The following is an 11,916-nucleotide window of genomic DNA, read 5'->3' on the forward strand; positions in this document are numbered from 1 at the left end:
ATAAAAATACTAATATAGAAAAAATTGTTCAGTGTTTATTACTCAATTCTATGTTCTGAAAAGTCAGTTTTGGAGTTTATTGATGTGTGGCAACGAATCAGCGACTATGGCTGAGAGAATATACGCTAGAGAAGCTTTAAAAAATATCTATCCTCTTATAGATACGCATACACATTTTGACGCTCCTGTATTCGATACTGACCGAAGGCAGCAGGTAGAGCAGGCTTATAGTCAAGGTGTCTGTCACTTAGTGCTAGTAGGTTATTTATACCATTATTTTGATCGAATGTACGATACTCAAGACTCCATCAATGAACTGTCGCAATCGTCTGCGACCAAGGCAAACAACCAAGATAAATGCAATGTTACAGCCCATATCGCACTTGGCTTACACCCATTTTATATTGAGCAGCATACTTACGATCATTTGATACAACTTGAGCAAATGGTGATAGAGCGTCGTCCATTAGCTATTGGTGAGATTGGATTAGACACCTTTACCGATGCAATGAAGCAGCCTGATGTATTTGTTAAACAAAAAAGGTTCTTTGCGGCGCAGTTGGATATAGCAGTGGCCCATCGACTTCCAGTAATGCTGCATATTCGTAAAGCGCATGCTGAAGCGCTCGCAATATTAAAAGCGCATAAATACGATGCGCATAAATTAGGTGGTATTGCCCATAGCTTTAGTGGTGGCGAACAAGAGGCGAAGGCTTTTGTAAAATTGGGGTTTAAGCTCGGTATTACTGGTCAGATAACCAATCCGAATGCCAAAAAACTGCGCCGTGCTATTCAAGTAGCAGTTGAGAGTCATGGCATCGAATGCTTGGTCATTGAAACGGATTGTCCAGATATGACACCTATTATGTGTCAGACAACGGATAATACTGATTCACATAATAGGAATGTACCAGCCAATCTCCCATGGGTATTGGCAAGCTTGAGTGAGCTATTAGAAATACCACATGATAAACTTGCTAAGCAGTTATGGCAAAATAGCTGTGATGCTCTGAAAGTAGACTGGGCTTATTCAACGTAACTATACTATTTATAAGAAAAGCATCGTTGTAATTAGACGCTAAAAAGTACTAGCCAAATAAATGACAACCAAAATATTTGAAAAGAGAATTTGATCTGTTATGAGTGACACGCGACAATTTGAACAACCAGAATCCGTCGAAGACAGTCTTGCACAAGACGAATCGAGCCAACAAGATGAGCAGTACGATCGTCGTTTTCAAGGTACACGGACACTCTATGGTACCTCAGCGGTTGATACTTTTTCGGCAGCTCATGTCTACATTATTGGTGTAGGAGGAGTGGGCTCTTGGGCAGCAGAGGCGCTGGCTCGGACAGCAGTGGGAACGATTACGCTGATTGATTTGGATGTATTGGTTGCGTCTAATGTCAATCGCCAACTGCCTGCACTAGACAGCACGTTTGGACAAAGTAAAATTGAAGCAATGGCAACTCGTATTAGAGAGATTAATCCCACAGTAACCTTAAATTTAATCGATGACTTTTTGACAGTAGATAATGTCGCTACACTCTTACCAAGTCGTGAAGCAGTTAAATCTGCCAATGCTCAGGGGAAACCGATTGTTATTTTAGATTGCGTAGACGATATGAATGCGAAACTAGCAATCGCTTTACACTGTCGTTTTAATAAACTAAAGTTGGTCTGTGCGGGTGGTGCAGGTGGTAAGATAGATCCAAGTCAGATTAGAGTAAGTGATTTGCGTGACTGTTATCAAGACCCACTATTAGCAAAGTTACGCAACAAGTTACGCCACGAAAAAGGCATTAATAGTGCTTTAAAAGAAAAATTTGGTATCAAATGTGTCTATTCGACAGAGCCACCGATTGTAGATAAAAGCTGTCAAACAGGCGGTTTACAGTGCGGTGGTTATGGCTCAGCAGTGGTCGTTACGTCAGTGGTGGCGATGATTATGGTGAGTGAAGCATTACAATTATTAATAAGACAGACGAGTCGTAACTAATGTGTCTGATATTATTTAATGGAGTTTACCTTGTCTATATCTAACTCACCTCAGCAGAGCTATCCAGTAACGGCAGATGAATCAGAACGTGTTCATAAACTGAGAAAATATGATGTGCTCAACAATAACGAGGAGTCTGCATTTGAGCGTCTCATTGATCTTGCCAAGCTGTTTTTTGATGTGCCAGTTGTCATGATCAGCTTTATGGATGAGAAAACCCAGTATCTAAAAACAGGCCGTGTACCCGATCGCTTGTTTGGTAATATCTGTCAAACACCACGTAATATTGCTTTTTGTAATTATACGGTACTGACAAATGATGTCTTCGTCGTACCAGATGCATTAGAAGATAGCCGTTTTAATCAAAATCCACTTGTCATAGAGCCTCCTTATTTACGGTTTTATGCAGGTGCACCCATTATTTTATATGAAGACAATAAAACCTATCGACTGGGTTCATTATGTTTGATGGATATCAAGCCTAATCATAGTTTTAATGAACAACAATCAGAGATCTTGGCAGAGTTTGCCAAAATGGCAGCTGATGCTTTGCAATTACAGGATAAGCAGCGTGATGCTAAGCGTGCTAATGAAATGAAATCGAGCTTTTTGGCTAATATGAGTCATGAAATTCGCACACCGATGAACGGTATTATCGGTATGGTAGAGATGTTAGGCGATACCCAACTCAGTAATGAACAGCGAGAATACGTTGATAATATAAAAGTTTCTAACGAGCATTTGATGGTCATCATTAATGGTATTTTGGACTTATCAAAAGTTGAGTCTGGAAAAATGACGATTGATTCTATTCCATTGAATTTATCTAGCTTATGTAATGAGGTCGTCAGTTTATTTGCAATAAAGGCACGTCAAAGAGGCCTGACCTTAGATTATAATTATACTGAAACGCTATCACCTTATGTAAACGGTGATCCTGTACGTCTAAAACAGATTATTGCAAACTTGGTCAATAACGCGATTAAATTCACGCGTGAAGGTGGTCAAGTAAGTATCGATGTTAAACATATGGACAATTGCTACTGTCCAAATAACATCGATGAAAAATTTGTGAGTACGAGTAAAGAAAAAGAGGCAAGCAAAATAGAATGCGATAAAACTGGTCAGAACATGACTTTGTGTATAGAAGTGAAAGATACGGGTGTTGGTATCAAAGAAGAGTCATTAGAGGCGATATTTGATGCTTATGACCAAGCAAATAAGTTTACCCATCGTATTTATGGTGGTACTGGACTTGGACTGTCTGTTTGTAAGTCCCTAGTCGATTTGATGGGTGGTCAGATTCACGTAAACAGTGAAGTAGGGGTTGGTACGACATTTAGTGTTTTATTACCGTTGACTACTATTGATGAAGACAAGTATGAGGTATGGCAAGACTCTAACGATATGACGATGATTGAACCTACGCATGAGCGGTCTGGCCATATCTTGTTGGTTGAAGATGATACTGTTAATGCGATTATTGCCAAAAAAGCACTAACCAACAGTGGTCATACCGTCACTCATGTTACTGATGGTCAGCAAGCAATTGAGGCTTTTGCTTTATTCCCTGAGCGTTATGATGTGATATTAATGGATCATCACATGCCGATTTTGGATGGGGTACAGGCGACTATTAAATTGCATGAATTATATGATCCTCAAGTATTGCCGCCCATTATTGCCTTGACTGCCAATGCAATGGACGGCGAGCGTGAGAAATATCTGAAAGTTGGTATGCAGGATTATTGCACCAAACCTTTTAAGCAAGAGCAGCTAAATGCCTTAGTACAGTATTGGCTGATACAAAAGCAATCATTGGAAGAAGAGTAACTTACTAAATATTAGTATTGGCGCCATTGATTAGCATTTTAATGTAACTATGATCGGTAAATATAAAAAAAGCTTAACCGCCTATATGGTGGTTAAGCTTTTTTATTGATGATAAAGATATCAGTAAATATCAACTACCAGTCATGTTTAGAGCGATATTAGTTCACGCGAGTTTGGTAGTCGCCAGTACGCGTATCAACACGTACCACTTCACCTTGTTGCACGAATAATGGCACACGTACAACAGCACCTGTCTCTAATTTAGCAGGTTTGCCACCACCGCCTGAAGTATCGCCGCGTACGCCAGGATCTGTTTCTACAATTTCTAACTCAACGAAGTTAGGCGGCGTGACTGACAGAGGAGCGCCATTAAATAACGTAATGGTACATAGAGCATTGCTGTTTTCTTTTAACCACTTGATTGAATCACTCATTGCGTTTTTGTCCGCTTGAATCTGCTCAAAGCTCTCAGGATGCATAAAATGCCAAAACTCGCCATCGTTATATAGATAGTTCATTTCAGTATCCATCACATCAGCAGCTTCTAGGCTGTCACCTGACTTGAAAGTTTGTTCCAGTACTTTGCCACTACGAAGATTGCGCAACTTAACACGGTTAAAGGCTTGACCTTTACCAGGTTTGACAAACTCGTTTTCAAGAATGGCACAAGGGTTGCCATCAAGCATCACTTTTAGACCAGCTTTAAATTCATTAGTAGAAAAACTTGCCACAAGAAACTCCTAGGGGTTGTAAATATAATAGTAAGACATAGGGCTGACTGTACCAAAATTTTCTGTTATGCCAAGTATTTACGGATTAACGAGGATACTTTGATAGGCTAGACACTAAGGGCGTATAATATCGGATTTTGGGCACAGGTAATAGGCTGTCATGATAAACCATTTAATCACACAAAAAAACTGGCAAACGCAATTATCGGAAGCTATTACATCTGTTGATGAGCTATTGAGTAACCTACAGCTTGAATCAATGCGTGCAGAAGTTTACGTACCTAAGCATTTTGAACTGCGTGTGCCGCGTGGCTTTGTGGCAAAAATGGCTATTGGCGACCGTAATGATCCCCTGCTTAAACAAGTGTTGCCAGACCAGCAAGAGCAAATCAATGTCACAGGCTACGTAGCAGATCCGCTAAGCGAAAACACTCAAAACCCTGTGAAAGGCTTGCTTCATAAATATCAGTCGAGAGTATTGTTAACGATTACAGGCGCGTGCGCTATTCACTGCCGTTACTGCTTTCGTCAGCATTTTGACTATAGTGCCAATATGCCGACTGCTGATGCAAAAGAAAATATCATCAATTATATTAATGCAAATCCTGAGGTCAATGAGGTAATTTTAAGTGGTGGTGACCCACTAAATGTGACCAATCGACGTTTGTTTTCATGGTTAGATACTTTGGAATCTCTTCCGCAGATTACTACCATTCGGCTGCATACGCGTTTGCCATTGGTGATACCCGCACGCTTGGACGCTGCATTGTTAGAGAGGTTATCTCAAAGTCGCTGTCATATTGTCATGGTCATTCACTGTAATCATGCCAATGAGCTAGATGTACCAACCGCTGAGTATTTGCAACGTGCTAGAGCAGCTGGAGTTACGCTATTAAACCAAGCCGTGTTGTTAAAAGGTGTCAACGATACTCTTGACGGGCAAGTGAAGCTTAGTCAGCGTTTGTTTGCTTCTGGCGTGCTACCATACTATTTACATGTGTTGGATAAAGTAGCTGGTGCAGCGCATTTCGATAGTAGTGAGCAAGTAGCGATTGAGCTGTATTGGGCGTTACTAGCATCATTGCCAGGCTACCTCGTCCCTAAGTTGGTCAGAGAGTTACCGAATAGACCTTTTAAAGTACCGATTGATATTTACAGCAATAGCTAATGTAGGGCACTATATTAGCTTAGAGAAATTAGTAAACAAAGAGCGGCTCTTAAAAAAGATGCGGATAGTATCTTTAAAAATCAAAATCTAGGATTTATGCTTTTTTATAAGTGTAAATAGATATATGATTGGAACAGAATATAGGTTGTCGATATACCAGTTAATCAAAAGCATATAACGCTAGTTTCAAGACTCTGCCAGTATGTAGGTATTGTCAGAGCGTACTGCTAGATTTAGGCTCACAATAAATAGATATCATCACTTTTCTATAGTCGAGCTTGACAAACATTTTTTATGCCATGCATGTATTTGTACTGCTGCATATTACTGATTGCTTCAGAGTGACTAATAGAGAGTAAAGATACTGATGATAACGTTATCAATGCTTCAAGAGCATTTAGATTCTACAGAGCCACTACCTCCGCTATCTAATCGCTCAGTAAATGGTCAAGAACGTTACTTGTTAAAAATGTTGGCAACGCTACCGGCGCTCAGCCAAGAGCAGCAAACAGAACATTTAGAGAGTCTACTGACAGTATTACGTGAATCCAATATGGATGAACAACAGCGTCTTAAATTAATGGCAACAGTCATTGATGCTTCAGACCGGCTGATTGCAGCTTTTAGGCAGCACTATATCTATGAGACAGGTGCGCTTAGTCAGGATCAGATGTCTTATATCGCTCAAATGCAATCGCTGCATTATTTAATTATTATGGTTTACGACAAAGTCATACGTCGTGAGACGCAGTTGTCAGAAGCCTCCTTAAACCAATCTTCTGGTAAAGGTTGGCAGCGTTTTTTTGGTGCTGAGACTACACCTGATAGCACGCTTGCTATTGCGATTTATCAATCACTATTAAGATACCAAAAACTATTAGCAGAAGAAACACTGTGCTATCGAAAGCCATCAGATTACCTGTGGTCTAAAGTCAATCAGTTATATTATCTGGCTCATCAGAAAAAAGTAGCTGATATGGATTTAAGTCTACATACTGTCACCAATCAAACAAACAGTATCCATCAGCTATATTGCCAAATCTGTTTGCATCACTTGTTAAATTTGCGTGCTATGAGGCGCCCGAATATCTTACTCGTACAGCGTCTATTGCCTGACTGGGCTAAACACATGGTCGCGACAATGGAGCCCGCCACCGAGACAAAAGTTTTCGTTGATCTTCATAGTAGTAAGCCACCAAGCTATTTGACCGTCAACTCTCATATCAACCCCTATGAAGATCGTCATGACTGTCTATTTATAGAACTGACACCGATAATTGAATATTTTGAGTCACGTAAAAAAGCCTTTATCGATGAAGGCAACACAGCAGAATATAGTCTGCTTAATGCTATTTCGATGACCATTAGCTATCGCTATTTGCAGCCGCCACCTACCTTACCAACCAAATATACTAGCAAGCAGCAGGCAAAATTAATCACCAATTTTAATGATATACACTACCATGTAGGTCATTCAAAAACTTTTGCCAATTTGATCGCTATCAAACATCTACGAGAAGAAGACAGGCCTTTATACGATACATTTGATAGCGAGCGTAGTCGCAGTAGCGTTATAAATATTGAGATATTTGACGACTATGAAAGTTCTTCAGCATATCGCAAACTGCATTTGTTGCCAAAAAATGGTAAGCCTAATGAGAAGGTTGCAGACAAAAATATTTTCAATAAAGAGAGGCTTATTGTAGAAAAACATGACTCTGACCTTTCTCTAACGGCACCGCAGCCCTTACACATAATGAGTTTAATTTTGGTCTATGGCTCTGAAAATACAGAACAACCTGATTGGTCAATAGGGGTGGTACGCTGGTTCAATGTAGATACTAAAAATCCAGAAGTGGAATGGCAAATACTCGGGCATAAAATTGTGGCATGTGGATTACGTTTGGAAGGCAGTAAAACGCGAAGTCATCATTTTGTACCGGTATTTATTCTCGGTAAAGATGAACAGCTACAGACGACTGGCACGCTAATCGTACCGCCTTTTTACTTTCAAGCTGATGATAGAGTCGTCATGCGTATTGGTAATAAACAAACCACTCTACGATTAGGACGCAGGCTAATGATGACTGATAAGTTTAGTCAATATGAGGTGGCGCAGTTATAGCGCTTAGAGGTACTTAGATGCGACAAGTATTTCAGGCCATAACGGAGAGTTTATACAGATTTTCGTCAGTAATATAGTAGGCGACAAAGGGCATAAGTTAATCTGCAGTTGGTCTAATTATTGTCTATAATGATAAATATTGTTACTCTGACTTTTATGATATCTCTAACTATAAAATAATTATCATAGTGAAAACTCAGTCTATACTGATAGGGTTAATAGAATATTAACGCTAGCATGTTTTATGTGCTAGGTTAGTTTTAGGCAAAGATGTAAAGTAACAAAATAAAAGATAACAATACGTACGACTAAAAGGCTCCTTATGCGCTCTCAATCTCTTTTAAATTTATTGGTAATCAATGATGATCAGCTCTACGCTGAACGTCTTGTGCAGTTATTGAGTCCTTATTACGATAATGTAAATTTAGGGTTTTTGGACGATAAAGAAGAGCTATTGAAACTCTTACGCCAACCGTGGGATATCTTGGTATTTGGTAAGGCTTATGATATGAGCTTTACGGATGTAGTGAGCCTAGTACAAGAGCAAAATATTGATCTGCCGATGATTTGTCTAGTGAACGAAGAGATAGCGACGACAGCTTGTAATGAGGAAGGACTACCTACTGTTATTAGTGGCACAATGGTCAAAGCGCTCACCATCGATCAAGAAATGCCTGTCGTCATGGCTATTTGTCTACAGCATAGTAGTTTGCGCAGTCGTCGTGAGCTAAAAACTTTACGTCAAGTACTGTCTGAAGCAGAACAACGTGCTAATGTGCTGATTAAGAACTCCAAGAGCGCGGTTGCTTATATTGATGAAGGGATTCATATCTTTGCTAATGATCCCTATCTCCAATTATTCGGTTTCAAATCAATGAATGAAGCGGTAGGCGTGCCTATTATTGATCTGATTTCGGGTGGTGATAGTGTCAAAGGATTTAAACAGTTTTTACGTCAGTTTGACAAAGGCAGTCGCCAAGACGTTGAGTTTAATTTTGAAAGTGTGCGGACAGATGGCAGCACTTTTGAAGCGAAACTACAATTAGCATCAGCCACGTTAGAGGGCGAGCCAGTCATTCAGATTATTATTCAGCAGAATAGTAATAATAGTGCGGAGGTTGCTAAGCGTTTAGCTGAAGCTGAACGTAAAGATAATTTAACTGGCTTAGATAATCGTCGTGGTTTTGAAGAGCAGATGATAGCAATACATCAGCAGGCGTCCCAAGGACTAATGACCGCAGCCCTGCTATATGTGCAGGTTGATAATGTAGGAAAAATAAGAAGTAGTTTAGGTCTACAAGGAATAGATGCAACGGTCAAACAAGTTGCCCACACATTAACTGAGCTAGTACCTGATGGGCATGTGAGCCGTTTTAGCGATACAGCATTTACGATTTTAGTAAAAAACAAGATGACGAGTGATCTTGAAGAGATTGCTAAACATATCGGTTCGTCAATCAAGGGTATGTTTATTGAAGTTGATAAACGTACAACGAGTACAACAGTCAGTATTGCTGTTGTCAAAATTGAAAAAAATCCTGTAGAGCCTGTCATTATATTAGAACGCGCCATGGATGCTATCAGCCAAATCATGGTAGAGACTTCTAATAGTGGCGGGTCTTACCGTATATATGACCCAAGCGAACATGCCAATAGTGACGATCATGCACTTGCTGAGTCATTAGTGGATGCTATTACTAATAACCGCTTTGAGCTATCATTTCAGCCAATATACGACATCAACAACGATCGTAGCGACTTCTTTGAAGTGTATCTAAGGCTACCATTGTCCGATGCTGACAATACGGTATTAACCCCTGATCAATTTATGGCAGTGGCTAAAAAGCATCAACTGTTAGAGAAGATTGACCGATGGGTGCTTATCAATGCCTGTAAGAAAATCAACGATGTCCGCAAATTTCATCCTGAAGCCAAATTGTTAGTACAATTAACCAATGCTTCACTGGTTGATAAAAAATTGCCGATTGTTGCCAGTCAATTAATAAAAGCAGTAGGCGGTGCAGCTGGTGTATTGACACTCCAGTTCAATGAAATAGATATCTCTGATCATCTAACCGTCGCAAAATCTCAATTTTCCGCGCTTAACGATGTCAATTGTCAAATCGGTGTTAATAACTTTGGCTCGTCTGCCAAATCTATCGAAATTGCCAATTTTGTCCAGCCTGATATGGTACGCTTGGCACGCAGTTATATTCAAGACATTGGTTCAGCAGAAAATTTAGAAACGGTCAAGTCTATCATCATGCGCACTAATGATATCAAAGTTGATGTGCTCATGCCTTATATCGAAGATGCAGCAACGATGTCGGTCGCTTGGAGTGTGGGCGCACGCTATTTGCAGGGGTATTATTTAGAAGAGCCTAGTAGCACAATAAAGGTAGCGAGTTAAAAGGCCAATATGTCATATCGTTTATGTCATAGCGATAATATTCTTCAACTAAAGATTGCTAAAAATGTCCCTTATTAGTAGATATCAAATGAGCAGCCTTTTGGCTGCTGTTCTGTTGCTCACAGCTTGTGAGAAAACACCACCTGACCACCGCGCTCCTGTGATTCTGCCCTTATATACCGACGGGGATGCGGACAACGGCTCAATAATTTATAAAGATGCTTGCGGTCAATGCCATCAACGTAATGCAGGTCTGAATAAAAAAGGCCCACAATTAATGAATATATATGGTGCGCCGGCTGCCGAGTTAAAAGACTATACCTACAGCAAAGGGTTAGAAGATTCAGGTTGGGTATGGGATGCAGAGACACTCGATCCATACATTGCAGATGCACAAAAAGCCATGCCAGACTCCAAAATGCTGTCTGACCCGATGCCAGATGCGAAAGAGCGTGCTGATATTATTGCTTATTTATCTACGCTCCGTGCCGCTGCACCAACCGTTACAGATGATGTAAACTGACTTATCATCGTTATGACCTAAAAAATGAGCCAATAACCTACTATGACCCATGCAGCTAACGATAGATCATTATCTACCTCTCATATAACAGCGAATCCGCTTAGCCAGTCCATCCCTAGTACGGCTGATTTTCAACGCAATCAGCAGCAAATTGCACAGCTGTTAGCGCAATTAAATCAGATTGTATTGGACAAGCCGCAAGCAGTTAGGCTAGCACTCAGTTGTATCTTAGCAGGTGGTCATTTGTTATTGCAGGACTTGCCTGGTATGGGTAAGACGACTTTGGCACAGGGCTTGGCACAGCTGTTAGGTTTGAGCTTTAGCCGAGTGCAATTTACCAATGATATGTTGCCTGCTGATATTTTAGGTATGAGCATCTACGACCAAAGTAAACAGCAATTTGAGTTTCGTCCGGGCGCTATCTTTACACAGTTATTACTTGCTGATGAAATAAACCGTTCCAGTCCCAAAACGCAGAGTGCGTTGCTTGAAGCGATGGAAGAGCGCCAAGTCACACAAGATGGCCAGACTTATCCTTTGCCACAGCCATTCTTTGTCATTGCCACCCAAAATCCATTGCAACAAGCAGGTGTTTATCCGCTCCCAGAGTCGCAGTTAGACAGATTCTTGTTATGTTTATCGTTAGGTTATCCATCGCCTGCCGCAGAGCGTGAGCTGCTAAAAGGTAAAGATCGTCGCGAGCTGCTCAAAGATTTGGATACGGTGCTTGATACTGAAGCTGTACTATTGGCTCAGCAGGGTGTCAGGCAGGTTTATGTGGCAGATACTGTATTGGATTATTTGCAAAGACTGGTTGCAAAAACTCGTGCAAGCCAAGAGTATCATGGTTTATCACCTCGCGGCGTATTGTCACTACAACGTGCTGCCCAAGCGCATGCCTATGTATCGGGATATATGGAAGTGACCCCTGAAGATATCCAAGCGGTGTTTGCTGCGGTCACTGATCATCGCCTCGGTCAGCGTTTCGTACCTGCACATGTGACTGGTGGACAAGCGACAAAAACCATCGCCCAACGTATCCTAGCAGAAGTGTCAGTCGTTGCTTAGCAGCTGGCAGACTGTTTGACCGTATTGATTAACTGCATCGGTGAAACGTAGTTCTACA

Annotated in this window: 9 protein-coding genes; 8 read left to right on the plus strand and 1 reads right to left on the minus strand. The window is 40.7% G+C overall.

Going from position 1 to position 11,916, the window contains the following annotated elements:
* Positions 1-106: 106 nt before the first annotated feature.
* The 3 genes from CXF61_RS12785 to CXF61_RS12795 all read left to right on the plus strand — a co-directional run bounded on the left by CXF61_RS12785 (position 107) and on the right by CXF61_RS12795 (position 3,833).
* Entirely contained in the window at positions 107-1,039 is a 933-nt protein-coding gene (locus tag CXF61_RS12785) for a TatD family hydrolase (protein ID WP_227526704.1), read from the plus strand.
* 100 nt (positions 1,040-1,139) lie between these two features.
* Complete coding sequence (locus tag CXF61_RS12790; RefSeq protein ID WP_165598478.1) at positions 1,140-2,000, plus strand: tRNA threonylcarbamoyladenosine dehydratase; 861 nt, start codon at positions 1,140-1,142, stop codon at positions 1,998-2,000.
* A 30-nt stretch (positions 2,001-2,030) separates the two neighbouring features.
* On the plus strand, positions 2,031-3,833 hold the full coding sequence (locus CXF61_RS12795) for a GAF domain-containing hybrid sensor histidine kinase/response regulator (RefSeq protein WP_227526698.1): 1,803 nt from the start codon (positions 2,031-2,033) through the stop codon (positions 3,831-3,833).
* 158 nt (positions 3,834-3,991) lie between these two features.
* On the opposite strand, the gene efp is transcribed toward CXF61_RS12795, so the two are convergent.
* Positions 3,992-4,564, minus strand: a complete 573-nt coding sequence (efp, locus tag CXF61_RS12800) for an elongation factor P (RefSeq protein ID WP_160022040.1) — start codon at positions 4,562-4,564, stop codon at positions 3,992-3,994.
* A 160-nt stretch (positions 4,565-4,724) separates the two neighbouring features.
* Between efp and epmB the strand changes: the two genes are divergently transcribed.
* The 5 genes from epmB (at position 4,725) to CXF61_RS12825 (ending at position 11,858) form a co-directional block, all read left to right on the plus strand.
* Complete coding sequence (gene epmB, locus CXF61_RS12805) at positions 4,725-5,732, plus strand: EF-P beta-lysylation protein EpmB (protein ID WP_165598480.1); 1,008 nt, start codon at positions 4,725-4,727, stop codon at positions 5,730-5,732.
* Positions 5,733-6,099: 367 nt separating this feature from the next.
* Positions 6,100-7,857: a hypothetical protein gene (locus tag CXF61_RS12810; protein WP_165598481.1), complete on the plus strand. Its 1,758-nt coding sequence runs from the start codon at positions 6,100-6,102 to the stop codon at positions 7,855-7,857.
* 322 nt (positions 7,858-8,179) lie between these two features.
* Positions 8,180-10,267 (plus strand): EAL domain-containing protein, encoded by a 2,088-nt coding sequence (locus tag CXF61_RS12815; RefSeq protein ID WP_165598482.1) that lies wholly within the window; start codon positions 8,180-8,182, stop codon positions 10,265-10,267.
* Between the two features lie 88 nt (positions 10,268-10,355).
* Positions 10,356-10,790 (plus strand): c-type cytochrome, encoded by a 435-nt coding sequence (locus CXF61_RS12820; protein ID WP_228706802.1) that lies wholly within the window; start codon positions 10,356-10,358, stop codon positions 10,788-10,790.
* Between the two features lie 42 nt (positions 10,791-10,832).
* Entirely contained in the window at positions 10,833-11,858 is a 1,026-nt protein-coding gene (locus CXF61_RS12825) for an AAA family ATPase (protein WP_165598483.1), read from the plus strand.
* Positions 11,859-11,916: the final 58 nt, after the last annotated feature.

This window comes from Psychrobacter sp. 4Dc (assembly GCF_002836715.1).
Lineage (GTDB): Bacteria > Pseudomonadota > Gammaproteobacteria > Pseudomonadales > Moraxellaceae > Psychrobacter.

Coding starts and splice junctions, on each gene's coding strand:
- CXF61_RS12785 (WP_227526704.1), top strand. CDS start 107: ATGGCTGAGAGAATATACGCTAGAGAAGCTTTAAAAAATATCTATCCT.
- CXF61_RS12790 (WP_165598478.1), top strand. CDS start 1,140: ATGAGTGACACGCGACAATTTGAACAACCAGAATCCGTCGAAGACAGT.
- epmB (WP_165598480.1), top strand. CDS start 4,725: ATGATAAACCATTTAATCACACAAAAAAACTGGCAAACGCAATTATCG.
- CXF61_RS12810 (WP_165598481.1), top strand. CDS start 6,100: ATGATAACGTTATCAATGCTTCAAGAGCATTTAGATTCTACAGAGCCA.
- CXF61_RS12815 (WP_165598482.1), top strand. CDS start 8,180: ATGCGCTCTCAATCTCTTTTAAATTTATTGGTAATCAATGATGATCAG.
- CXF61_RS12820 (WP_228706802.1), top strand. CDS start 10,356: ATGAGCAGCCTTTTGGCTGCTGTTCTGTTGCTCACAGCTTGTGAGAAA.
- CXF61_RS12825 (WP_165598483.1), top strand. CDS start 10,833: ATGACCCATGCAGCTAACGATAGATCATTATCTACCTCTCATATAACA.